Source organism: Xanthomonas albilineans, assembly GCF_002939705.1.
GTDB classification, from domain to species: Bacteria; Pseudomonadota; Gammaproteobacteria; order Xanthomonadales; family Xanthomonadaceae; genus Xanthomonas_A; species Xanthomonas_A albilineans.
Genome location: NZ_MDCB01000003.1, coordinates 143,596 through 167,079, shown reverse-complemented (window position 1 = coordinate 167,079; position 23,484 = coordinate 143,596). Strand labels below are relative to the sequence as shown.

The window sequence follows — 23,484 nt, the reverse complement described above, 5'->3', positions numbered from 1 at the left end:
AGCCATTGCGCGGTACGCGGCCTGTGGGGCGCCAGCTAAGTACTAAGTGAAGCGCATGGTGCGAATCGTCGACGTTGTGACGGCAATTGATTGCGCGGACCCTGCCGGAGACGGCAAGCTTGCCGCATGTCCGAACCGCTCCGATCCATCCATGTCGTGGCCGCCGTCATCACCGATGCGCGCGGTCGTATTCTATTGAGCCGGCGTACTGGCGGCAGCGATCTGGCCGGGCTGTGGGAATTCCCGGGCGGCAAGCGCGAGCCGGGCGAAACCTCCGAGCAGGCGCTGGTGCGCGAGTTGCAAGAGGAACTGGGCATCGATGCGGTGGTCGGCGCGTGGCTGATGGAGGTGCCGCAGCGCTATCCGGATAAACGGCTGCGCCTGGAAGTGCGTCAGGTGCAGTCGTGGAAGGGAACCGCGCGTGGCCGTGAAGGTCAGCCATTGATGTGGGTGATGCCGGACAAGCTGGGCCGTTACGCCATGCCGCCTGCCGATCAACCGGTGGTGGCGATGCTGCGCCAGCCGGACCGTTATCTGGTGACGCCTGAGCCGGCCGATCCTGCGCTGTGGCTGGCCGCGCTGGAGCGCGCGCTGGACAGTGGCGTGCGCTGTGTGCAACTACGCGCGCGCAGTCTGCCGCATGCGCATTGGTGGCCGCTGGCGCGGGCCGCTGCGGCGCTGTGCGCCGCGCATGGCGCGCAGGTGTTGGTCAACCGCGATCTGGCACTGGCGCAGGAACTGGGTGTCGGCGTGCATCTTGGCGCGGAGCAATTGGCGCAGTATCAGGCGCGTCCGCTGCCGTCTGCGCAGGTCGTGGCGGCGTCCTGCCACACTGTGGAGGAATTGCAGGCGGCGCAGCGGCTCGGGTGCGATTTCGCGGTAGTCGGGCCGCTGGCGGCCACCGCCAGTCATCCCGGCGCTACGCCATTGGGTTGGGAGGCGTTCGAGCGGCTGCGTGAGCAGGTGGCCCTCCCGCTGTATCCGATTGGCGGTTTATTGCCATCCCAGGTGGCCGAGGCGCGGCGTCACGGCGGGCAGGGCATCGCCGCGATCCGTGGACTGTGGCCGTTGACCGCCGACGTGGCCTGAGCGCCGTCGGCAGTGCAAGCGCCGATTGCCGAGCACCGTTTGCGGCCAAGACGGCGCCGCGTGGCACGATTTCCTTGCCGCTGACGGGCAATGCATCTCACCCCAATGTACAGCGTACGCTCCAGAAACTGATCCAGTTGCAATCGTGTCGCTGTCTTGGAACCAGCACGGTGGCGATTGGTGTGGCGTTTGGTGTGGCGTTATCGCTGAAGGTTTGCTGCCGCTGTAGCGACTGTTTCAGCGGTGGGGCGATCGTATCCAGGCGGTCGAGGTGCGTTGCGTGGCGAGGAATACCCGTCCTGGAGGCATCCCCGACACGGGTTCGCTCAGCCGTGCGCTGGTTCCATCGCCAGCCGCTTCAGCACGCTGGTGGTCGGCTTGGCCAGATTGAGCGTGTAGAAATGCAGCGCCGGTGCGCCGCCGGCGATCAAACGTTCGCACATCGTCGCGACGACATCGGCGCCGAACTCGCGGATCGACTCGGCATCGTCGCCGTAGGCCTGCATGCGTTTGCCGATCCAACGTGGGATCTCCGCGCCGCACTGTTCGGAGAAACGCCGCAACTGACTGAAGTTGGAAATCGGCATGATCCCCGGCACGATCGGAATCTGCACGCCGAGTTTGCGCACCGCATCGACGAAGTGGAAATACGCGTCGGCGTTGTAGAAATACTGGGTGATCGCGGCATCGGCGCCGGCCTCGACCTTGGTCTTGAAGTGATGCAGATCGCTGAGCGCATCGGTGGCCTGCGGATGCGTCTCCGGATAGGCGCCGACTTCCAGACGGAAGGTGTCGCCGTATTCGGCCCGGATGAAGGCGATCAAGTCCGCGGCATAACGCAGGTCGCCGGGATGGCCCATGCCCGAGGGCAGGTCGCCGCGCAGCGCCACCAAGCGGCGACAGCCGATGGCGCGGTACAGCTTGAGCAGTTCGCGGATTTCCTCGCGGCTACCGCCCACGCAGGACAGATGCGGTGCGGCCTCGAAGCCATGCTGTTGTTTGAGGTGGCGCACCGTCTCGGAGGTGTAGCTCAGGGTCGAGCCGCCAGCGCCGAAGGTGCACGACACGTATTCGGGCGCGTAAGACTTCAGCCGCGCGGCGGTGCGGTCCAACTGCACGCGCTGCTCGTCGGTCTTGGGGGGGTAGAACTCGAAGCTGATGGCGGTCATGGGCGCGACGCAGCGGGTAATGCGGAGATTATATCTCTTCATCCGGATGAATATGCAACAGTGTTGCCGGTTGTCATGAGGGACGGGCCCGGTATTGACCATGCGTCCCATCGGCGCTGGTGCGGTGCGATGTGGCGCGGTGTTGGCGGATGGGAGGGAGGGGCACTTTGCTAAAGTCCCCGGCCTCATTCCCCCTCTACGCGGAGCCATACGATGTCCCATGCCGCCTTCTATCGGATCGGAACGCCGGGGTTGCCTTGGGGCGCTGCGGAACGGGCGGCCTGGCTGGCCGAACAGCATCCCCGGCGTTGTTATCAGACCGAGGTGGTCGTCGCCATCGAAAACCTGCGGGGGTCGTGGGACGTGGTGGAATACGGCGCGCTGAGCTACCCACAGGCACGCTATCGGCTCTTGGCGCTGCGTAGTTGCGATTGGGACGCCGCGTTGCCGTGCATGCTGGTCACTGGTGGTGTGCATGGCTACGAAACCAGTGGCGTGCACGGTGCGCTGCAGTTCGCCGCCCAGGAAGCGACGACGTATCGCGGCCGCGCCAATGTGCTGGTCGTGCCGTGCGTGAGCCCATGGGCCTACGAACGCATTCATCGCTGGAACGCGGATGCACTCGATCCCAATCGCTGTTTTCGCAACGACAGTCCGGCGCAGGAGTCGGCCGCGCTGCTGCGGCTGGTCGCGCCATTGCGTGTACAGGTGGCGATGCATATCGATTTGCACGAGACCACCGATAGCGATGCGTCCGAGTTCCGTCCGGCATTGGCCGCGCGCGATGGTGTCGCCTACGTGCCGGGCAGCATTCCGGATGGTTTTTACCTGGTCGGCGATAGCGAGAACCCGCAACTGGCGTTCCAGCAGGCGGTGCTGGCGGCGGCGGCGCAGGTGACTCACATCGCCCAGGCCGACGCCGCGGGTGAACTCATCGGGACGCCGATTGCCGCGCCTGGCGTCATCCATTACCCGGTGAAGCAGTTGGGCCTGTGTGCCGGTATCACCGATGCACGCTACACCACGACCACCGAAGTGTATCCGGACAACGCCAACGCGACGCCGGCGCACTGCAATGCGGCGCAAGTGGCGGCGGTGCGTGCGGCGATCGACTACGCGTTGGCGCATCCTTGAGAGTGGCTAAAAAACCTCGTGAGTCGCTGTCGGGTGGGCGCCCAAGCGCGGTGCGCAATGTCTGCGCTCTTCTCTGCGTCGGGTTCCGGCATGTCGCGGCTACTGTCGTGCGCGGTCGCGGCCTGACGCGCTAGGCTTACGCGCATCCCTGTTCGCATTTTAGCCATGTCCATCGTTCTCACTGCTTTCGCCCGCCCGCGCCTGTTCCCGCGCGACCGTCGTCGCAACGCGATCCAGGACTGCACGCCTGAGCAGTTCGAACGTTATCTCAACGACACGGTGCCGTTACAGGTTTTGGATGGCTATGCACCGTTTTGCAAAATCCACGTGCATCGCAACTGGACCTCGACCCGCTGCCTGACCGTGCCGATCAACGATGCCAACCGCACTATGCTGTGTTCTGGCTATGAAGCGCGCAGTCGCGAGGAACTTCCCGTGCTGGTGCGTTGGTTCGAGGGCGTCGAACCGCCGGTTGCCGATTATCTGCTGCCGATTCTCTACAGTCGCGATCAACTCGCGCACGAAGGCACGCCGATCGAGGCGGACTGGGGCGTGGTCGGTTGCCTGTATACCGCCGAGCCGCAGGAAATCCCGATGACCCCGATCACCATGCTACGTAATGCGCTGGGCGTGGAAGAAGGTGGCTCCGGCGTGCCGCTGGACCGCGCGGCCTACCGGCGTAGCGTGGAGTTTTGGGAGCATCATGCGAACTGGCGTCCGACGCCGTAACGGTTCGGAACGTGCCATGGACCTTGCGAGGGGGTGGGCCATGCCCATCTCGCGGCTGCGTGCACTAGATGCGATATCGGCACGATATTGACGCATACGTATTCTCCGGAGCATGGGAATGTGCAGTTCACGTTTTCCGCTTCGTGGAGGAGGTGGCTGAGCGGAGCGGATTCGGTTCGCGCGCATTCGTTCATCACGAGCTGGACGTCCTCTGTTTGTCGTGCCCTTCCATGAAGGCAGATGAGACGCTCACCGCATCGTCGATGTGGTAGGCATTGCAGGCTGGGCCGATCAGGTGGTTACAACGTACTTGCGTTCCCGTTCCAGTGGGGCATCTTTATTCAATCCCGCCAAGCGGCGGAGCCCCATCGAGGTGGGGCAACCCCTGGGGCGCCTCTTGGCATGCCGGGACAATACAGTTGCATCTGGAAACCGTTGCAGAAAGTGTAGATGTTTAGGGAAGGTCTGAACAAGCCAGGCCATCGAGATCAGCGACCTTAAAACTCAATGGGTTTTCGTGCGAAAGACTGGAGGGATGGACTTATTCAGACTTTCATTTAGAGAAAAACTTCAGAAGGTGCAATATTTTTTGTGATTTCTGCATGAATTCTGCTCTAAACATTCATTTTGCGTTAGACGCATTCTCAAGCCCGCTTATGATAAACGTACTCCATCAGTGCGGTTCCCCAACAGTTGACAAGCAGGTCACATCCATCGTCAAATCGAAAGCAATCATCATGACAACACATTCGGCGTTCGTCATTTTCGCAGGGTCGCGCTGTGCACTGTATTCGCACTAATGACCGGCGTCGCCACAGCGCTTCGCTCACAACAGGTACTTAATCATCATCAATCGGCGGGGTTTCAATTAAAATCGTTGATGCGAGCGACGGCCAACCCCGCTTCGGGTCGTCGCGTTGCAAATGTCAAAGCCGCCGCGCGGGATGCACCGGTGGCACGCATGCGCATGCTTCTGTTTGGCAAGTATGTGTATATCTCCCTTAGCAATTGAGAGGCAATTAACATGGCTACACGTTTGACCGTTCGTTATTTCCGCAAAGTCGCGCTGTGTGCTTTGTTCGCACTGGCGGCAGGCGCCTCCATGTCGGCTAGTGCACAACAATCTGAGCAAATTATTATCAAAAATTATAGCACATCAAGCGGCGTGAAAGCCTTTTGGATACAAAGCGAAGCTAATGCTGGCGGATGGGCGTGTTTCCCTGTGGATCAGCCGACACTGTTGCCTAGCGGCCGAGCAATCGCCGGCGGAGCCAATGCTCCGGCAATATTATACAATATTTCTTACAGTTTCTATGCCTTGAGTTCAACTGACTGCGCGAGCGGTGGTCAACGTATAAACAAGCTGTCCACACAGCATTACAAAGTGATTGACCCAAATGTGAAAAATGTAACTATTAATATTACCGACTATGGGCTGCAGGTCAAACAGAATTAAGCCGTAACTCCTTAAAGTTACAGGCAAAAACCGTTAATGTAGCGCGGCTGCAGATCGCGTCACGGGCAGCCGCGCTGCAGATGTCGGTACCGCCGCGCAGAATCCAAGCGGCGGCGAAGTTCTGGTGTGTATGACGCGATTGGCATGTAGGTTGTTCCTCGTTCGATTGAAATGCAGAGGAATCATAATGTCCGCTGGCCTGCTCAATCTGGCATCCAAACGTCGCAGACACCGTGTTCATGCCGTCGCCCCGGTCGGCATGCGCAGCTATCCTAGGGGGATTCTGAATAAGTCTATCTCTCCAGTCTTTTGCGCGACGAACCCATTGTTCCTTAAAGCCGCTGATCTCGAAGGTTTGACTTGTTCAGACCTTCCCTAGGTGTGCATGCGCATCAAGCTGTAGGTCCTCATGTTCAGTACGAACATCTGGTCCAGCTTCTCCAAGCCACGCACCATCGCCTGCCGGATCCGGCCCACGGTCTTGGCCCAGCCAATCCCTGCTCGATCCACTTGCGCATGTGCTGGGAGATCGCGTGGCCCTCGCCGGCCGTTAGCGCATCTGCCACAGCCACTGCCGACCGGAGGTTTTTTGCGCCACGTGTGGCAGGACCTTCAGCCCCTCCAGCGCCTGGGTGAACTCGCAGGCTGTCCTGTCCTAGCGACGCAGTCGTGCATTCGCATCGCTGGTGGAAATGTGTGTGTTGTCGTTGCGCAATTGTCCGCGGAAATCGTCGTCGTCCTCGTCATTGCCGTTCTTGCCATTGAAGCTCTTGCGCCCTGCTCAGGCCTGGATATCGGCACCCAGACCGTATCGTCGATCGATAGATCGATGAACCAGCGGTACAGCGGGTTGTAATACACCTGCTCTATTGAATGCGTTCTTCACGAAGGGGCGTTACTGGGCGATCGCGGGTTTCCCGCGTTCAAGTTTCCTGTTCTCAGGACGATAGTGGCTGAAGCAGAACAGATTCGGTTTGCATGCATTCGGTCATCACGAACGGGACGTTGTCTGTTTGTCGTGCCCTTCCATGACGGCAGATGAGGCGTTCACCGCGTCGTCGATGTGTTCGTTATGCAGGCTGGGCCGATCAGGCAGATACAACGCGCTTGCGCTTCCGTTCCAGTGGAGCGTCTTTTGCGCGATAGCGTCCGCCTGTGTTCCAGGTTGCAACGACTGCGTTTCATCACTTTCAGGAAATCATCATGTTGTTCATTTCATTCGATTCCCACACCGTTGCCGAGGCGACGACGTCACGCGAGGTGTGCGATGAACAGATCTGCTCGCGTTTTTCTGCGGTGGTCTGGCTGTGATGATGACCTATCGCCGTCGCCACGATGCACTGTCGTCCATGTCCGACAGCAGCATCGATCTGTCCGGATCTGAAGTGCAACGGCACTCGCACGAGCTCAAGCGTGCGAGCGATACGTCCGCTGTCCAGGTCAACGCCGTCATCGCAGCGAGTGATAGCAGCAACGATGCACTGCGCGAGACGGAGTCCAGCGTGCGCCATGTCGCTGGCATCGTGTGCGAGGTCGCCGCTGTTTCAGCGCAACACAGTGCTGGCATCGCATCGTCTGGTCCAACCCGCGCGCCGTTGGTGGAGCAGACACTGCAATGGCAGCGGGCGGAAGCGATGTTCAGGTGGTCGGCGCAGCAGCTTGCCGCCGGCGTGGGCGAGCCGGGCCATGCGTCGTTGGAGGTGGTGTCATGAGTACCATGATCAGATCAATGGCAGCGATGGCGCTGAGTGTTGCGGTGCCTGCATGGGCAGCCAGCACGACGGCCAACCTCTCGGTCACCTCGAATTACGTTTCGCGCGGATTCGAGCAAAGCTGGGGCAAGCCGGTGGTGCAGGGGGGGCTGGACGTCGTCGGCGACAGCGGTTGGTATGCCGGCACCTGGGCTTCCGGAGTGAGCCCGTATTTCATCGAAGGTGGCCACACCGAATGGGACGTGTATGCCGGTTATGCCGCCAGTCGCGGCGATTGGGGCTGGCGTTCTGGCGTCTACTATTACGCGTATCCTGGCGCGCTGATCACGGTGAGCGGCACGCACTACGACTACGGCGAACTGATCGTCGCCACGCACTGGCGCACCGTCGAACTGTCCTATGCCAGTACGTGGACCCGCGACTATGTAGGCTATAACGGCGCTTCATTGGGGATCGACGGGGGACAGCATTCGCGTGGGTCCGGCTATCTAGCGCTGGACGCCACCTACGAAGTGGCGCCGGCCTGGCAGGCGAGCGTGCATGCCGGACACCAGCACATTCGCAATTTCGCCGATTACGGTTGGACCGATGCGCGCGTGGGCCTGAGCCACACCTGGCGCGGGACCGAGTTTGGCCTGGCGTATGCACGCGCCTGGAGTGGCGCTGACCTGTACCGGCATTACAGCACGGGTGTGCCGGATGGAAGCGGCCGGATTCATGTCTCCAATCCGATCGACGGTGCTTGGACATTCACCATCAAACGCAACTTCAAGCTGTAGTCGCGCGCATAAGCCTTGCCGTGCCAGTCTGCGCGTAAATTCCAGTCGTTCGGCGCGCTGCCGCCTCCCGCGCCGCGTGCCGATGCGCGTCGTCGTATGTGCATTCGCTGCCGAATACAGCGCGCACGCTGCGCGCGTCGAACGATGTACCCCGTCGAAACTGGCGGCAAGGAAGAAATCCGGCTGTGATAGCTTCGGTCTGTCTGGGTCGGACAGGAGCAGAACGCATGTCGTTGCAAGTGATCGGAGCCGGTTTGGGCAGGACAGGGACGCTGTCGTTGAAGTTCGCGCTGGAACATCTTGGATTCGGTCCGTGTTACCACGCGACCGAAGTTGCCGCGACCATGCGCAAGGCGCTGCCGCTGTGGAATGCGGCGGAGCGGGGCGCTGCGGATTGGGCGGCGATCTTCGCCGGATACCGGTCGACCACCGACCATCCAGGCTGCTACTACTGGCGTGAGTTGATCGACGTCTATCCCGACGCGAAGGTCATCCTGACCGTGCGCGATCCGGAGAGTTGGTTTGAATCCGTCACCCAGACCATTCTGGTTCCAGGCAAAAAGAGCACCTTTTTGGGGCCAGAAGGTGAAGAATTCAGTAAGTTTCTGAAGAAGCACTTCGCCGGTCGTAGCGAAGACCGCGCATTCATGGTCGATTATTTCAAGAGATGGAACGAACAGGTCGTCGAAACCGTGCCGGCGGACAGGCTATTGGTGTTCTCTTCACAGCAAGGGTGGGCGCCACTGTGCGCATTTCTCGGTGTGCCGGTTCCAACACACGCGTATCCGCACTTGCACGCGCGGCAGCGCTTGCGCTGGTTTACGCGCGGACTGCGCCTTCCCGACGATGTAGCGTTACGCGAGCGACACGTGCGCGATTATCTCGACTATCTGCGCAAGGATTTATTTGGGTGAAGATGCCTGAATAGAGGGGCGATCAGGGTGGCTTTGTGATCGACATCAACAAAACTGCACTGCCGTGAAGGAAATGTCAAAAAATATATTGATATGCCGGATGGAGGTTGCTAGCCTGAAATTGGTTGATGATTTTTCTTCAGCCAATCAATATGAAAATTTATAATAGGTGAGTACGATGAAAATCAAGAATGCCATTTCTATTGTGTTTCGGAGGATTCTCAACGTGTTCGGACCGCGTAAAGTCGCTTATATCTATACGCAGTGACAGCATGTACGCTAACAGCGGCTTGTGATGGCCGATCTTGGCAGGTTCGCAGAGTGGTTTTAGTGCATCAGGCGTCTTGCCAAGTCTGGTGATGTGCCCGTGGGTTCATGATAACTTTGCTGCCTGCCGAGATATAGCGTATAGATCGATTCTGCGTCGCCTTGCGCGATGTCTTGGTTGGATTAATATCTGGAGCAGTACGTGCTTGAGCGCACCGCGATATATTGCATGCGATGCGTTCCTGGCTAGACGATTGTCCAAAGGATGCCGATGTGAGCATGCCTTCCAAGCAAAGGGAATACCCCAATCGTTTTTTCGACTCCGCAGTATGGAACGAGTTTGCCTTCCGTCCGGATGACATCGTCATCGCCAGTTACGCGAAGGCCGGAACCACCTGGGTCCAGCAGATCGTCGCACAGTTAATTTTCGGTGGTGACGCGCAGGCCGAAGTGTCCAAGATCTCTCCCTGGTTCGATTCGGTCTATCCGGACAAAGCGACCAAGCAGCGATTGCTGGCCGAACAAACCCATCGTCGCTTCATCAAGACCCATCTTCCCGCCGATGCGCTGGTGCTGTCGGAGAAGGTGCGCTATCTCTACGTCGCTCGCGATGGGCGTGACATCGTCTGGAGTTTGTACGATCACCAGCGTGCGGTCAGCGCCGATGCGCAGGCGCGCCTGGATGCGCAGTCTCACAGCGGCGGCAAGTTGAAGGTGATGCCGCCGCCGGCATGCCCGGTCGATGGGTATTTTGAGACCTGGTTGCGCGAAGATGGCGCGCCGCTGTGGCCCTTCTGGGAGGGGGTACGCTCTTGGTGGGCGTTGCGCGATTGCGACAACGTTCTGTTGGTGCATTACGCACAGCTGCTGCAAGACCTGCCAACGCAGGTGCGGCGCATCGCCGCGTTTTTGGACATCCCGCTGGACGCCGCGCGCTGCGAGCGTGTGGTGGAGCATTGCAGCCTCGGCTACATGCGTCAGCATGCGGCGCGCTATGTGCCGCAGGGGGCTGGTTTCTGGCGCGACGATGGCCGTGCGTTTTTCAACCGTGGCTGCAATGGGCGCTGGCTGGACATCCTGACGCCGGCTGCCAGTGCGGCCTATCTGCAGCGCGCCGTTGCCGAACTCGGTAGCGAGTGTGCACAGTGGCTGGCCACAGGCACACGCGTGGATGGCGCTTGTGCGAATGTCGGCATGGTGGCCTAGGCACGAGGTATCCTGTTTTCTATACGAATCACGCCATGCACGCCACGTCAGAGGAAGCCTACAACCGTATTGCGCAGTACTACGACTGGTTGCGGGATGTGTTGTGGAACTCGGCCAACACGCCGCAATGTGTGCGAACCTTGGCTGCACTGGTAAGCACTGGAACGGCTCTGGAGCTGGGGGTCGGTACTGGTCGCATTGCCTTACCGCTTGCGGCTAGTGGGGCAACGGTGTGCGGGATCGACAATTCCCAGGCGATGCTGGACAAACTGCGCGTCAAGTCTGGAGCCGAGCGCTTGCGCTTGGTGTGTGGCAATTTCGTCGATGTCCCGGTTGCGGGGGCGTTCGATCTGATCTACTCGGTGTTTTCTTTCGGTTATCTGCTTGAGCAGAGCGAGCAGGTGTGCTGCTTGGCTGCGGTGCGCGAGCGTTTGTCCGACTCGGGGGTATTCGTGATCCAGACGGCGGTGCCGCAAGCTGAGATGCTTCAGGCTGGGGGCAAGGTATCGTCGGTGTTGGAGGTGCCGCCCTTGGATGATGAGGGGGATACGCCGGTGGTGCTGCTGTGTTCCAGCGCCGACCCATTACGGCAACTGGTGCAGCAACGGATCGTGGTGATGACCGAGTCCGGCACCCATATTTTTAAAGATCGCTACCGCTATGTGTGGCCGTCGGAACTGGACCTGATGGCGCGTCTGGCGGGTCTCGAATTGAAGGAGCGCTGGTCGGACTGGACGCAACAGCCCATCGGTGCGCGGGCGCGCTCCCTGATTTCGATCTACCGTCGCGCTGGATCAGCGTAACGACACGCGCAGGTGCTTGCTTGCGCTGCGCGGGAGCCTGACTCTGGACATGGCGCCCAACAGTGCATCTGCGGCGTGGATGAAATGGCGCTGCGCGTGGCAGATGTATTGTCCATGCCAAAAAGGATCGGGCGCCTTGTGGCGCCCGATTTGAGACTCACACTGACGACGGTGCGGCCGGCACTCAGTAGCGGTAATGCTCCGGCTTGTACGGGCCGTCGATCGCGATACCCAGATATGCCGCCTGGTCTTCGGTCAGCTTGGTCAGCTTGACCCCGATCTTTTCCAGATGCAGCCGCGCCACTTCTTCGTCGAGCTTCTTCGGCAGCCGGTACACCTGCTTTTCGTAGCTGCCCTTGTTGCGCCACAGGTCGATCTGCGCCAGCGTCTGATTGGCGAAGCTGTTGGACATCACGAAGCTGGGATGGCCGGTGGCGCAGCCCAGATTGACCAGGCGGCCTTCGGCCAGCAGGAAGATCGCGTTGCCGTTGGGTAGCACGAACTTGTCCACCTGCGGCTTGATGTTGATTTTCTGCACGCCAGGCAGCGCGTACAGCGCATCGACCTGGATTTCGTTGTCGAAGTGCCCGATGTTGCAGACGATGGCCTGGTCCTTCATCTGCGTCATGTGTTCGATACGGATGATGTCCTTGTTGCCGGTGGTGGTGACGTAGATGTCGGCGCGGCCGAGCGTGTCTTCGATGGTGGCGACCTCGAAGCCTTCCATCGCCGCCTGCAATGCGCAGATCGGGTCGATCTCGGTCACGACGACGCGCGCACCATAGGCGCGCAGGCTGTGCGCCGAACCCTTGCCGACGTCGCCGTAGCCGCACACCACCGCGACCTTGCCGGCCAGCATCACATCCATCGCGCGCTTGAGGCCGTCGGCCAGCGATTCGCGGCAGCCGTAGAGGTTGTCGAACTTGCTCTTGGTGACCGAGTCGTTGACGTTGATCGCCGGCACCAGCAGGGTGCCAGCCTCGGCGAGCTGGTACAGGCGATGCACACCGGTGGTGGTTTCTTCGGATACGCCCTTCCAGTCCTGCACCACGCGGGTCCAGTAGCCGGGGCGCTCCACCGCCACGCGCTTGAGCAGATGCTTGATGACTTGTTCCTCGTGCGAGGACGCCGGTTCGTCCACCCACTTGGACCCGTTCTCCAGCTCATAGCCCTTGTGGATCAGCAGGGTCACGTCGCCGCCGTCGTCCACCACCAGTTCCGGACCGGTCTGGGTGCCGTCGGGCAGGGTGAAGGTGAGCGCGTCGAGGGTGCAGTCCCAATATTCCTCCAGTGTTTCGCCTTTCCAGGCGAAGACTGGGGTGCCGCTGGCGGCGATTGCCGCGGCGGCGTGGTCCTGGGTGGAAAAAATGTTGCACGAGGCCCAGCGCACGTCGGCACCGATGTCCTTCAGCGTCTCGATCAGCACGGCGGTCTGGATGGTCATGTGCAGCGAGCCGGTGATGCGCACGCCGGCCAGCGGCTTGGCCGCGGCGTACTGACGGCGGATCGACATCAGCCCGGGCATCTCGTGCTCGGCGATGTCCAGTTCCTTGCGGCCCCAGTCGGCGAGGGCGATGTCGGCGACCTTGTAGTCGCCTGTGGCGGAGAGGCTCTTGCGTACAGCGTTCATCGATAATGCTCCGGTCAATGGCGAGAAAACTCGCGAAGTCCGGGCGCCGTTGTCGCTGATGCCGTCCGCCGAGCCTGGCCGGGTCTGCAGGACGGGAGTCCCGGTCTCGACACGGTCGCAGCGCCCCTCGACGAAGGGGGAATGAATTATAGCGGCTGCGGGGTGTCGGACTTGAATGGGGCGGTTGGGCTGGGAGACCGCGCATGCAGGCCGCACGATCGAGCGGGTGGCTACGGACCGTCGTGCGGGTGAGGGCGATGCAGACATTGCCGCGAGCCGATGCAATCGTTCGTTCTGCAACCGTTATAGTCGCTGACAAGGCGTGTAATCGTTTTCGGTTAGGCTTGCGGCGCCCCCACCGCCGAGCCATGCGTTTCCCGATGAACGAGTCCCGTAACAACATCGTCTTCGCCACGCCCGATCTTCCCCTGCGCGACGACGTGCGCCGCCTTGGTGCCCTGGTGGGTGAATTGCTCGCCGAACAGGTGTCCGGCGCGTTCCTCGAGGAGATCGAACGCATTCGTATCGCGGCAATCGCGCGCCGCGAACGCGATGCGCCCTCGTCCTTGCTCAGCCAATCCCTCTCTGGGCGCACACCGCGCGAAGCGGAAGCGCTGGTGCGTGCCTTCAGTACCTATTTCCAGGTCGTCAACATCGCCGAACGGGTACACCGCATCCGCCGCCGTCGCGACTATCAACGCAGCAGCGCCGATACGCCGCAGCCCGATGGCCTGCACGACGCCCTGCACCGGCTCAAGGCGCAGGGCGTGAGCGTGCAGGAACTGAGCGACTGGCTGCCGCGTCTGGATGTGGAGCCGGTGTTCACCGCGCATCCGACCGAAGCCGTCCGCCGCGCGCTGCTGGAGAAGGAGCAGTTGATGGTGGCCAGCCTGGTCGATCACCTCGACGGCATGCGCACGCCGGGCGAGCAGGCCACCGACGCGGCGCGCTTACGCATGGCGCTGACCGCCACGTGGCAAACCGCGGACTCCTCGCCGGTGCGGCCGACCGTGGAAGACGAACGCGAGCATGTCGGTTTCTATCTGACCCAGGTGCTGTATCGGGTGATCCCGGTGATGTACGAAACCCTGGAGCACGCGATCGAGCAGACCTACGGCCAGTCCTTGCACTTACCGCGCCTGCTGCGTTTCGGCACCTGGGTTGGCGGCGACATGGACGGCAACCCCAATGTCGATGCGACCACCATGACCGCCACCCTCGATGCGCAGCGCCGCGCGGTGCTGGAGCGCTATCTCAAGGAACTGCGGCAACTCGCCAGCCTGCTCAGCCAGTCGATCATTCTGGTTGGGGTCAGCGCGCCATTGTTGGAACAACTCGAACGTTACCGCCAACTGCTGCCGCAGGCCGCCGCCCGTTCGCGTCCGCGTCATGCGGACATGCCGTACCGCTTGCTCAACGACCTGATGCGGGCACGGTTGCAGGCCACGCTCGACGATGCGCCGGGTGGCTACGCCGCGCCGAGCGAACTGGAACACGACCTGCAATTGATCCTGGACAGCCTGCGGGCGAACAAGGGCTTGCACGCCGGTTGGTTCGCGGTGCGACGCTTGCTGTGGCGGGTGCGTAGTTTCGGCTTCCACCTGGCGCGGCTGGACGTGCGCCAGGAATCCAGCGTGCATGCGCGCGCGGTGGCCGCCGCGTTGGGAGTACAGGAGTGGGAGGCACTGCCGGTAGCCGAACGTGTACGCTTGCTCGGTCCCTACGCTGGCGGAGAGACGCCGTTGCCGGCCTGCGCCGATGCCGGCAACGCGCGGTTGGACGCCGTGTTCGCCGCGCTCGCCGATGCGCGTGCGCGTCACGGTGCCGACGCGCTGGGCAGCTACATCATCTCGATGGCGCACGACCGTGCCGACGTGCTGACCGTGCTGGCGCTGGCGCGTCGTGGTGGTCTGGTCGATGCCGCTGGTGCGGTGCCGCTGGACATCGTGCCGCTGTTCGAGACCGTGGACGACCTGCGTGGCGGCACCGCGACCCTGCGCGATCTGCTCGCCGATCCGGTCTACCGCCGTCATCTGGATGCGCGCGGCGACGTGCAGATGGTGATGCTCGGATACTCCGACAGCGGCAAGGACGGCGGCATCGCCGCCTCGCGCTGGGGGTTGCAGCGGGCGCAGGTGGAACTGCTGCAGGCAGCGGGCGAATCGGGAATTCGGCTGACGTTCTTCCATGGCCGGGGTGGCTCGATCGTGCGCGGTGGCGGCAAGACCACCCGTGCGCTGGAGGCGGCACCACCCGGCAGTGTCGATGGACGTTTGCGGGTGACCGAGCAGGGCGAAGTAATCCATCGTAAATATGGCATCCGTGCGCTGGCGCTGCGTTCGCTGGAGCAGATGACGGGCGCGGTGCTGCTGTCGAGCCTGCGCCCGCGCCCGGTCGATGCGCGCGAAGCGCAGTGGCGGCCGGTGATGGACAGGGTGGCCGAGCACAGCAGCCAGGCCTACCGCCACTTTGTCGGCGACGCCGAGTTCATGCGTTATTTCCGCTTGGCGACGCCGATCGACGTGATCGAGCGGATGACGCTGGGGTCGCGCCCGTCGCGGCGGCTCGGCCAGGATGCGGCGCTGTCCAATCTGCGCGCGATCCCATGGGTGTTCGCCTGGAGCCAGGCGCGCGCGGTGATCCCGGGCTGGTACGGGGTCGGCAGCGGGCTGCAGGCCGCAGTGGATGCCGGGCACGAAGCCGCACTGCGCGCGATGGCCATCGACTGGCCGTTCTTCCGTACCTTCCTCGACGACATCGCCATGGTGCTGTCCAAGGGCGACCTCAACATCGCCGAAATGTTCTCGCATCTGGCCGGGCCGCTGCACGAGCGCTTCTTCCCGCGCATCCGCGCCGAATTGGCGCTGACCAAGCATTGGGTGAAGGCATTGACCGGACAGGCGTCGCTGCTGCAACACGACCCGCGCCTGGCGTTGTCGATCCGCCTGCGTAATCCCTACATCGACCCGATCAGCGTGCTGCAGGTGGACTTGCTGCAGCGTTGGCGCGCCACCGACGGCGAAGACGAGGAGTTGCTGCGCGCTCTGGTGGCGTGCGTCAACGGCGTCGCTCAGGGCTTACAGAACACCGGCTGAGTCATGCCGCGCGGATGTGTCGAGGCCGCCGTGCGGGCGGCCTCGTGTTGCTCCACGATGGCGCCGAACCCGTCGCCATGTCCGCGCCGATGGCGGCAACATTGTCACGCGCGAGGCTGGCGTTGCGACCGGATTACCGCCGACTGTGGTGCTGGCGCGCCGTGATCTGCCCTTCTTTAATTTGAAATGACGAGGAATACAAGCATGCGCTGGATGGTGTGGAGCGTATTGATCGCGGCGACGACGTTGGCCGCGCAGGCGCAACCGGTAGGAAAGCTGGCGCCTGCGCGGCAGTTGCAGGTGGAGCAGGTGTGGATGCTGTTCCGCCACGGTGTGCGCGCGCCATTGCCGGGTGAGGCGGCAGCCGCCGCGCTGGCGCCGCAGCCGTGGCCGGTGTGGACGACACCGCCGAGTCTGCTGACCGCGCATGGCCGTGCCGCGGTGAAACTCAGCGGCGACTACACCCGGCAATGGTTGTTGCGCGATGGCGTCCTGCCGGGCCATGGTTGCCCGGCGCAGGCCACGGTCAGCGTCTACGCCAACACCGACCAACGCACGATCGCCAGTGCGCAGATCCTGGCAGAAACCTTGGCGCCAGGCTGCAAGTTGCAGGTGGATCACCGGGGCGAGGGCAGCGACGATCCGCTGTTCCGCCCGGTCGAGGCCGGTGCGGTGGACTTCGACGCCGCCGCCGCGGTGGCGTCGATCCAGCGCCAGACCGGTGGTCCGGGCGCGCTGCTGGCGCCGTATGCGAAGGAATTGCAGACCATGCAGCAGATCCTCGGCTGCGCGTCGGCATGCGACTTCGTCCGCATGCCGTCGTCGCTGACGCCTGGTCGCAACGGTCGCAGTCTTGCCTTGCACGGGCCGTTGGACCTGACCTCGGGCACCGCCGAGGTGTTCATCCTGCAATACACTGAAGGTCTGCCGCTGGATCAGGTCGGCTGGGGTCGCGCCACGCCTGAGCGTCTGGGCATGGTGTCGCGGTTGCACGCCTTGCTGTTCGACATCTATGCGCGTCCGCAGTACATGGCTGCGCGCGCTGGTGCGCCGCTGGCGCACCGCGTGCTGGACACGCTGGGGGTGGCTGACGCGCCACGCCTGAGCGTACTGGTTGCCAGCGATACCCATATCGCCGCGCTTAGCGGCTTGCTCGACCTGCATTTCCATCTGCCCGGCTACGGTCGCGACGATGCGCCACCTGGCGGAGCGCTGGTACTGGAACAGCTGCGCGACCTGCGCAGCGGTCAACGCTACGTGCGCGTGCGTTACCAGGCGCAGTCGCTGGACCAACTGCGCGCATTGACCCCGCTGAGCCTGCGCGCACCGCCGTTGTTGCAGACTTTGCAGGTGCCCGGCTGCAACGATCCTGCGACCGGGTTGTGCCCGCTGCCGCGGTTCCAGGCGCTGCTGAAGCAAGCGCTACAGCGCCGCGGGTGAGCTGAGGTAAGCGCAGGCGCCGCCACACGCTTCATGTGTGCGACGGGTGTGGTTTGCCGAATGCCGGAATAAAAAACGGGCCATGTTGCGGCCCGTTTTCCGTGCAGCGGTGGAGCCGCCGATTTACTTCAGCTTGGCATCCGCCCGCAGCGCCTCGGCGCGGTCGGTCTTCTCCCACGAGAATGCCGTGGCATGGTGCTGGGCACCGGTGCCGTCGGTGTAGCTGAATGCCTTCGGTGTGCGGCCGAAGTGGCCGTAGGAGGCGGTCTGCTGATACATCGGGTGGATCAGGTCGAGCATCTTGATGATGCCGAACGGACGCAGATCGAAGTGCTTGCGGATCAGCTTTTCGATCTTGTCGTCGGTGATCTTGCCGGTGCCGAAGGTGGTGATCGAGATCGAGGTCGGCTCGGCCACACCGATGGCGTAGGACACCTGTACCTCGCAGCGGTCGGCCAGGCCGGCGGCCACGACGTTCTTGGCCACGTAGCGTGCGGCATAAGCGGCCGAGCGGTCGACCTTGGACGGATCCTTGCCGGAAAACGCGCCGCCGCCGTGGCGTGCCCAACCACCGTAGGTGTCGACGATGATCTTGCGCCCGGTCAGGCCACAGTCGCCCACTGGCCCGCCGATCACGAACTTGCCGGTTGGGTTGATGTGGAACTTGGTGTCCTTGTGCAGCCACTTGGCCGGCAGCACCGGCTTGAGGATCTCTTCGCGCACGGCTTCGATCAGGTGTTTCTGCTTGATGTCCGGGTCGTGCTGGGTGGATAGCACCACCGCGTCGATCGCCGCCGCCACGCCGTTCTCGTAGCGCAGGGTCACCTGGCTCTTGGCGTCCGGGCGCAGCCACGCCAGCGGCGAGTTCTTCTTCTTGCGCACCTTGGCCTGTTGCTCGACCAGGCGATGGGAGAGGTGAATGGCGGCCGGCATGAAGCTCTCGGTCTCGCGGGTGGCGTAGCCGAACATCAGGCCCTGGTCGCCGGCGCCCTGTTCTTCCGGCTTCTTGCGATCCACGCCCTGGTTGATGTCCGGCGATTGCTTGCCGATCAGGTTGAGCACGCCGCAGGTCTCGCCGTCGAAGCCGACCTGCGAGCTGTTGTAGCCGATCTCCAGAATCACCTTGCGTGTCACCGCTTCCAGATCGATCCAGGCGCTGGTGGTGATCTCGCCGGCGACGATGGCCACGCCGGTCTTGACCAACGTTTCGCAGGCCACGCGTGCGCGCTTGTCCTGGGTCAGGATCGCGTCGAGCACGGCATCGGAGATCTGGTCGGCGATCTTGTCCGGGTGGCCTTCGGAGACCGACTCGGAGGTGAAGAGATAGCTGGACATCGCGGCTATATCCTTGCATTCGGATGAAAAGATGGAGATTCATGATACACGTGCGCGTGGCGTCGTGCATTGCGTCGCGCCCGATGTTGGGCGGGATTAACCGTTCGTAGGGCGCGCCGGTGGCGTCATCATGCGGTAGCCGGATTGCAAGAATGCTGTCGTTGCCGACGTCCAGGCTATGCCTAAGTCAGCAATGGGGATGTGCCGTGCTCCGACTGGAACACAGTGTTCAGCGATGCTTTTCCCATCTTGGCTGCGGCCGGACGCAGCCGCAGAGGCGATCCCAGCGCGCATCCGCCGTGAGCAGCGCGCGCTGCCGAGAACGTCTCCCCAGCGAAGCAGAGGTCATCGCATGAATCCGATCAGTCGCCTGTCGCCACGGCGCGCGGTGTTCGTCTCCGATGTGCATCTCGGCGCGCCGCACTGCCATGCCAGCGAACTGGCCGATTTTCTCGGCGGCCTGCGTTGCAACCAGGTGTATCTGGTTGGCGATATTGTCGATTTCTGGTGGATGGCACAGCGGCGCGCGGTCTGGGGCGTGGGCCATCAGCGTGTGGTCGATGCGCTGCATGCGTTGGCGCGTAGCGGCACCGAATTGATCTACGTGCCCGGCAATCACGACCGCCCGATCCGTCGTTTCTGCGGTTTGGCCTTGCCGGCCATGCAGGTGCGCCGACGTGCGGTGCATGCGACCGCCGACGGACGCCGGCTATTGGTGGTGCATGGCGACGATTACGACGCCGTGACCCAGTTCGGTGGTTTGCAGGAAAAGTTCGGTGATTGGCTGTACTACCGCATTCTCACCGGTAACCAGTTGACCAACCGCGTGCGCCGTCGCTTCGGGATGCGTTACTGGTCGCTGGCCGATTATCTGAAGCGGCAGAGCAGCGCCGCCGAGCGCTATATCGAGCGCTTCGTCGCGGCGGGCCTGGACGACGCACGTCGCCGTGGCCTGGATGGGGTGATCTGCGGTCATGTGCATCGCGCCGGCCTGTTCGAGCGCGATGGGCTGGTGTACGCCAACGATGGCGACTGGGTCGAGAGCCTTACCGCGCTCAGCGAAGACCATCAGGGTCGTTTGCAATTGCTCTCGCATACCGGGGAGGTGCTGCAGACTCTGCCGCCGCGCCCGCTGTTCCTGTCGCAGGCGGCGTAGCACGAGCGCGGGTATGACTGTTCGCACTCGCACTCGCACTCGCCATGCAGATGCGGGATGGTGGAATGCGCATGCGCTGTTCCCTGCCGGTGTTGTTCAAGCCGCGTTGGACAGGGCTGGCGGTACGCCGGCGATCAGTGCATCGAAATAATCGGCGGTCAGCGCCAATTGCGCCTGTGCGCTTTCGGCGCGGTTGACCACGGCGCGGAAGGCGGCGTTCTCCGGCCGGTCCTTGGCGTACCAGCCCAGATGCTTGCGCGCGATGCGCACGCCTTGCGCTTCGCCGTAGAACGCGTACAGCGCGTGCAAATGCCCGAGCAGTGTGTCGCGCACGAATGCCAACGATGGCGCCGGGCTTACTTCGCCGTGGGCCAGGTAATGCGCGATCTCGCCGAAGATCCAGGGGCGGCCTTGCGCGGCACGGCCGATCATCACCGCATCGGCACCGGTGGCCGCCAATACCTGCGCGGCCTTGTGCGGTGAATCGATGTCGCCGTTGGCGATCACCGGAATGCGCAGCATCGCCTTGATCTGCGCAATCGTCGCGTACTCGGCCTGGCCGCTGTAATGTTGGTCGCGCGTGCGCCCATGCACGGCCAGCGCGGCGATGCCGCAATCTTCGGCAATACGGGCGATGGTCGGTCCGTTGCGATGGTCGCTGTCCCAACCGGTACGGATCTTCAGCGTCACCGGCACGGGTGATGCCTTGACCACTGCGCTGAGGATGCGCGCCACTAGTGCTTCGTCGCGCATCAACGCCGAGCCGGCCCAGGCATTGCACACTTTCTTCGCCGGACAGCCCATGTTGATGTCGATCAGTTGTGCGCCGTGGTCGGCGTTGTAGCGCGCCGCGTCCGCCAATTGCTGCGGTTGCGTGCCGGCGATCTGCACGCTGATCGGGTCCGGCTCGCCAGCGTGGTCCATGCGTTGCAGCGACTTGCGCGTCTGCCAGAAGCGTGGGTCGGAGAGGGTCATTTCCGACACCGCCAGGCCAGCTCCCAGGCGTTTGCACAGCAGCCGGAACGGCTTGTCGGTGACCCCGGCCATCGGCGCCAGGATCACCTTGGGGTCGATGGTGTAGGGGCCGATGCGCATATGCCTAGTGTAGCGGGGCGGCCAAGGAGATGTCCTCGTTGGCCGCCAGCGCTGACTCCCAACAGGCCGCGGTGCGGCCTGCCCCCTTCCCTTACTGGGAGGAGAGGCGGATGTTGTCCAGGTACAGCGCTGCCGGCGCTGCCGCGTTGGCACGGAACTCGACGCGGTTACTGCCGGCGTTCAATGTCACCGGCTGTTGCAGCGTCGCCCAGTCGCTGGCCGAGGTGGTCTGCGCGAACGTCGGTGTGCCGACCTTGACGCCGTTGATGTACAGATCCACGGTGCCGATGCTTGCGCCGGTGGTCGAATACCGCGTTTGCAGTTGATACGTGCCGGCGCTGGGGACGTTGACGTCGGTGCGGATGCTGGCGGCGGAATTGGTGCCGAAGTCGACATAGCCCAGCGCTTGGTAGTTGCGTATCGGTCCGGACACACCGTAGACGACCAGATTGCGAATGTTGCGGAAATCGAAGTTCTCCGCCTCGTATTGCCGCACCCCGGTGTAAGCGGGTGGCGCATCCGGTGGCTGCAAGGGGACGATCTGCGGCGATGTCTGGCCTGCATTGGCGGTGCCGGTGCACTGCACGGTGATGTCGAGGGGGCCGTTGTGCGCCACGTTCAGCGTCAGTCCGTTGGTTGTCGTGGTGCTGGTGACGATGCTGGCCTGGTGATCGCCGCGATCTGCGAAGGTGAAGGTTGGCGCGGTAGTGGCACCTTCGATATCGATCGTGTCTGTCTTCAACGCGCCGTTGGGGGAGTCGAAGTTGGTGAGGTAGATTGACAGCGTCTGCGAGAATTCCTTGATCACGCCGCTGGTGTAGGGACCATAGGTCAGGTTGAGCGTCGCGCAGCTGTTGTACTTCAGCGGGATGGTGCCGCTCGCACTCTGATTGGTTTTGAACGGGTTGTAGGTCACCCAGGTGTTGTCCTGCCGCCCGGCATAGAGGGTGCCGGTGTACTCCTGCGGGAACAGCGCGTTGAGTTCGTTGAGTTTGTCGTTGATCGTGGGCCAGCGCGTCGCGTAGGTGGTCTTGGGGATTTGCACCTTGAACGACTTGGCGGTGTCGTCGGTCAATTGGAAGACGGTGGGAATGGCCGGATAACGTCCGGTTTTCTTGTACCAACTGTGCTGGTTCAAATAGGTGCCATCGTCATCCAGCAGGTACAGCCCGGTGAAGAGCGACTCCGGCGAAGAATACAGATTTCTGTCGTCGCCGCTGGTGGTGTCGTTGACGATGACTACTTTGGAGCGGTCGATCACTTCCTGACGGCTGAGGATGCGCAGCGTGCCGTCGAGGATCTTGCGGTAGATGTCCAACTGGATATTGCGGTAATGCGGATAGAACTCCCAGCGTCGACTGATGTAGCCATCGGCGGTGGTTGCATTCGGCAGGTTATGCACCGCATCCAATCGGATCTGCTCGGGACCATCGAACATGGTTTCGCCAGTGAATGTCAGGTGCTCGATCAGGTGCGGCGAACCGGCCTGCACGGGATAGTTGTCGCTGTCGTCGCCCTTGCTGTCGTACCAACCGCTGCGATCGGGTCGAATGCCGTAATGGCCGGCGAAGCCAGACAGGAACATGCCCAGACTCACGCTCTCGATATCGTGATAACCGTAATCGGTGGTGAATTTTTCTTCGATGATGAAGTTCTGCGCGTAGTTGCTCAGCGCATTGCGCAGGTTCTGGTCGCGCTTGACCATCGCCAACGGATTGAGGTTCGCGCCCCAGAATCCACCGGTGAAGCTCACCGCCAGATAACCACCATATTTATTGGTGAGTTTGAGCAGGTTCGCCCAGTGTTCCCAGCGTTGGATGGCCGAGCCGGAACACGGCTGATCGAATCCCCAGAACTGCTCGGCATAGTTGAAGCCGATGAAATTCGGGTAGTCACGGAAGAACTCGCCGTAGACGGTGGATTCCAAGTCTGTATCCGGTGGATAGTCGGGAAAATGGCTGAAGCCGCCGCTGGATGGCTGGATCATCGCCCACACGCCATTGGCGGCGGCGGTCTTGATCCAGGAACGTGCGGTCTCGATACCATCCTCCACTTGCAGCCAGTTGCATTGGTTGCCGGTGGCACCTTTATGGTAGATGGACAGGGAAATCAGCAGCACGGTATACGGCCGCAGATCGGCTGGGATCAGGTCGATGATTTTCTGCGCGTCAGCCGCGTTCCAGCTGTCGGCATGGATCAGGAACATCGGTTGGCTTGGCGAGAGTGGCCGGCGCAGCGTAGTGCTGTTATCGGTCTGGCTGACGATCTGGCGCGGTACGGTTGCCGTGGTCGGCGTCCGCGTGGTCGCCGACCACACGGTGGGTGTTGCCGAGGCTATCTGCGGTGAGGTGTTGGCCGCGCTATGTGCGTCTTCATCGCCGCCGCATGCGCTCAACAGCATGCTCAACAACGCGCACGGTAGCGCGCATTTATGCAATTCTCGTGGCATCTTCATCGGAGGTTTCCGTCTGCGGA

General features: G+C 62.4%; 17 protein-coding genes, 1 pseudogene and 1 riboswitch. Of the genes and pseudogenes, 12 read left to right on the top strand and 6 right to left on the bottom strand.

Going from position 1 to position 23,484, the window contains the following annotated elements; all coding sequences use genetic code 11:
- The first annotated feature begins 126 nt into the window (after window positions 1-126).
- Window positions 127-1,089 (top strand): Nudix family hydrolase, encoded by a 963-nt coding sequence (locus XalbCFBP2523_RS03810; RefSeq protein ID WP_012917273.1) that lies wholly within the window; start codon window positions 127-129, stop codon window positions 1,087-1,089.
- A gap of 326 nt (window positions 1,090-1,415) precedes the next feature.
- Here the strand turns inward: XalbCFBP2523_RS03810 and metF are convergent, their stop codons facing one another.
- Entirely contained in the window at window positions 1,416-2,258 is an 843-nt protein-coding gene (gene metF / locus XalbCFBP2523_RS03805) for a methylenetetrahydrofolate reductase [NAD(P)H] (protein ID WP_045766336.1), read from the bottom strand.
- A 213-nt stretch (window positions 2,259-2,471) separates the two neighbouring features.
- Here metF and XalbCFBP2523_RS03800 point away from each other — a divergent pair, with 213 nt between their 5' ends.
- From XalbCFBP2523_RS03800 to XalbCFBP2523_RS16255, 3 genes are all read left to right on the top strand, one after another.
- Window positions 2,472-3,392: a M14 family metallopeptidase gene (locus XalbCFBP2523_RS03800; RefSeq protein WP_045766335.1), complete on the top strand. Its 921-nt coding sequence runs from the start codon at window positions 2,472-2,474 to the stop codon at window positions 3,390-3,392.
- Between the two features lie 165 nt (window positions 3,393-3,557).
- Window positions 3,558-4,121, top strand: coding sequence for a DUF3228 family protein (locus tag XalbCFBP2523_RS03795; protein WP_045766334.1), 564 nt, complete (start codon window positions 3,558-3,560; stop codon window positions 4,119-4,121).
- A gap of 1,024 nt (window positions 4,122-5,145) precedes the next feature.
- Complete coding sequence (locus tag XalbCFBP2523_RS16255) at window positions 5,146-5,577, top strand: hypothetical protein (RefSeq protein ID WP_146084030.1); 432 nt, start codon at window positions 5,146-5,148, stop codon at window positions 5,575-5,577.
- A gap of 375 nt (window positions 5,578-5,952) precedes the next feature.
- Here the strand turns inward: XalbCFBP2523_RS16255 and XalbCFBP2523_RS17380 are convergent.
- Window positions 5,953-6,223: pseudogene (locus XalbCFBP2523_RS17380) on the bottom strand (IS5/IS1182 family transposase); the annotation flags it as partial.
- A 703-nt stretch (window positions 6,224-6,926) separates the two neighbouring features.
- On the opposite strand from XalbCFBP2523_RS17380, the gene XalbCFBP2523_RS03790 reads away from it, so the two are divergent.
- The 5 genes from XalbCFBP2523_RS03790 (at window position 6,927) to XalbCFBP2523_RS03770 (ending at window position 11,258) form a co-directional block, all read left to right on the top strand.
- A complete protein-coding gene (locus XalbCFBP2523_RS03790) occupies window positions 6,927-7,289 on the top strand; it encodes a hypothetical protein (RefSeq protein ID WP_146084029.1) in 363 nt (120 codons plus the stop codon).
- Window positions 7,286-8,068, top strand: a complete 783-nt coding sequence (locus XalbCFBP2523_RS03785) for a TorF family putative porin (RefSeq protein WP_045766331.1) — start codon at window positions 7,286-7,288, stop codon at window positions 8,066-8,068. Before XalbCFBP2523_RS03790 ends, XalbCFBP2523_RS03785 begins: the two co-directional genes overlap by 4 nt.
- Window positions 8,069-8,295: 227 nt before the next feature.
- The gene (locus tag XalbCFBP2523_RS03780; RefSeq protein WP_045766330.1) at window positions 8,296-8,982 is read left to right on the top strand and encodes a sulfotransferase family protein; all 687 of its coding nucleotides are present in this window, start codon (window positions 8,296-8,298) and stop codon (window positions 8,980-8,982) included.
- Between the two features lie 540 nt (window positions 8,983-9,522).
- Window positions 9,523-10,455 carry a sulfotransferase domain-containing protein gene (locus tag XalbCFBP2523_RS03775; protein WP_045766829.1) on the top strand — a complete coding sequence of 311 codons (933 nt, stop codon included), beginning with the start codon at window positions 9,523-9,525 and terminating at the stop codon, window positions 10,453-10,455.
- A 35-nt stretch (window positions 10,456-10,490) separates the two neighbouring features.
- Window positions 10,491-11,258: a class I SAM-dependent DNA methyltransferase gene (locus XalbCFBP2523_RS03770; RefSeq protein WP_045766329.1), complete on the top strand. Its 768-nt coding sequence runs from the start codon at window positions 10,491-10,493 to the stop codon at window positions 11,256-11,258.
- A gap of 184 nt (window positions 11,259-11,442) precedes the next feature.
- Here the strand turns inward: XalbCFBP2523_RS03770 and ahcY are convergent, their stop codons facing one another.
- Window positions 11,443-12,888: an adenosylhomocysteinase gene (ahcY, locus tag XalbCFBP2523_RS03765; RefSeq protein WP_045766328.1), complete on the bottom strand. Its 1,446-nt coding sequence runs from the start codon at window positions 12,886-12,888 to the stop codon at window positions 11,443-11,445.
- Window positions 12,889-12,922: 34 nt separating this feature from the next.
- Window positions 12,923-13,023: riboswitch (S-adenosyl-L-homocysteine riboswitch) on the bottom strand.
- 245 nt (window positions 13,024-13,268) lie between these two features.
- Here ahcY and ppc point away from each other — a divergent pair.
- Together ppc and XalbCFBP2523_RS03755 are read left to right on the top strand one after the other, a co-directional pair.
- Window positions 13,269-15,983 (top strand): phosphoenolpyruvate carboxylase, encoded by a 2,715-nt coding sequence (gene ppc / locus XalbCFBP2523_RS03760; protein WP_045766327.1) that lies wholly within the window; start codon window positions 13,269-13,271, stop codon window positions 15,981-15,983.
- A gap of 204 nt (window positions 15,984-16,187) precedes the next feature.
- Window positions 16,188-17,423 (top strand): histidine-type phosphatase, encoded by a 1,236-nt coding sequence (locus tag XalbCFBP2523_RS03755; protein ID WP_230599158.1) that lies wholly within the window; start codon window positions 16,188-16,190, stop codon window positions 17,421-17,423.
- Between the two features lie 123 nt (window positions 17,424-17,546).
- On the opposite strand, the gene metK is transcribed toward XalbCFBP2523_RS03755, so the two are convergent.
- Complete coding sequence (metK, locus tag XalbCFBP2523_RS03750; protein ID WP_045766326.1) at window positions 17,547-18,758, bottom strand: methionine adenosyltransferase; 1,212 nt, start codon at window positions 18,756-18,758, stop codon at window positions 17,547-17,549.
- Window positions 18,759-19,110: 352 nt separating this feature from the next.
- Between metK and XalbCFBP2523_RS03745 the strand changes: the two genes are divergently transcribed.
- Window positions 19,111-19,914: a UDP-2,3-diacylglucosamine diphosphatase gene (locus XalbCFBP2523_RS03745; RefSeq protein WP_045766325.1), complete on the top strand. Its 804-nt coding sequence runs from the start codon at window positions 19,111-19,113 to the stop codon at window positions 19,912-19,914.
- 96 nt (window positions 19,915-20,010) lie between these two features.
- On the opposite strand, the gene dusB is transcribed toward XalbCFBP2523_RS03745, so the two are convergent.
- Entirely contained in the window at window positions 20,011-21,009 is a 999-nt protein-coding gene (dusB, locus tag XalbCFBP2523_RS03740; protein ID WP_012917255.1) for a tRNA dihydrouridine synthase DusB, read from the bottom strand.
- A 91-nt stretch (window positions 21,010-21,100) separates the two neighbouring features.
- Window positions 21,101-23,464 carry a glycoside hydrolase family 98 domain-containing protein gene (locus tag XalbCFBP2523_RS03735; protein WP_045766324.1) on the bottom strand — a complete coding sequence of 788 codons (2,364 nt, stop codon included), beginning with the start codon at window positions 23,462-23,464 and terminating at the stop codon, window positions 21,101-21,103.
- Window positions 23,465-23,484 lie beyond the last annotated feature (20 nt).

Coding starts and splice junctions, on each gene's coding strand:
- XalbCFBP2523_RS03800 (WP_045766335.1), top strand. CDS start 2,472: ATGTCCCATGCCGCCTTCTATCGGATCGGAACGCCGGGGTTGCCTTGG.
- XalbCFBP2523_RS03785 (WP_045766331.1), top strand. CDS start 7,286: ATGAGTACCATGATCAGATCAATGGCAGCGATGGCGCTGAGTGTTGCG.
- XalbCFBP2523_RS03795 (WP_045766334.1), top strand. CDS start 3,558: ATGTCCATCGTTCTCACTGCTTTCGCCCGCCCGCGCCTGTTCCCGCGC.
- ahcY (WP_045766328.1), bottom strand. CDS start 12,888: ATGAACGCTGTACGCAAGAGCCTCTCCGCCACAGGCGACTACAAGGTC.
- metF (WP_045766336.1), bottom strand. CDS start 2,258: ATGACCGCCATCAGCTTCGAGTTCTACCCCCCCAAGACCGACGAGCAG.
- dusB (WP_012917255.1), bottom strand. CDS start 21,009: ATGCGCATCGGCCCCTACACCATCGACCCCAAGGTGATCCTGGCGCCG.
- XalbCFBP2523_RS16255 (WP_146084030.1), top strand. CDS start 5,146: ATGGCTACACGTTTGACCGTTCGTTATTTCCGCAAAGTCGCGCTGTGT.
- XalbCFBP2523_RS03755 (WP_230599158.1), top strand. CDS start 16,188: ATGCGCTGGATGGTGTGGAGCGTATTGATCGCGGCGACGACGTTGGCC.
- XalbCFBP2523_RS03745 (WP_045766325.1), top strand. CDS start 19,111: ATGAATCCGATCAGTCGCCTGTCGCCACGGCGCGCGGTGTTCGTCTCC.
- ppc (WP_045766327.1), top strand. CDS start 13,269: ATGAACGAGTCCCGTAACAACATCGTCTTCGCCACGCCCGATCTTCCC.
- XalbCFBP2523_RS03780 (WP_045766330.1), top strand. CDS start 8,296: ATGTCGTTGCAAGTGATCGGAGCCGGTTTGGGCAGGACAGGGACGCTG.
- XalbCFBP2523_RS03770 (WP_045766329.1), top strand. CDS start 10,491: ATGCACGCCACGTCAGAGGAAGCCTACAACCGTATTGCGCAGTACTAC.
- XalbCFBP2523_RS03735 (WP_045766324.1), bottom strand. CDS start 23,464: ATGAAGATGCCACGAGAATTGCATAAATGCGCGCTACCGTGCGCGTTG.
- XalbCFBP2523_RS03790 (WP_146084029.1), top strand. CDS start 6,927: ATGTCCGACAGCAGCATCGATCTGTCCGGATCTGAAGTGCAACGGCAC.
- XalbCFBP2523_RS03810 (WP_012917273.1), top strand. CDS start 127: ATGTCCGAACCGCTCCGATCCATCCATGTCGTGGCCGCCGTCATCACC.
- metK (WP_045766326.1), bottom strand. CDS start 18,758: ATGTCCAGCTATCTCTTCACCTCCGAGTCGGTCTCCGAAGGCCACCCG.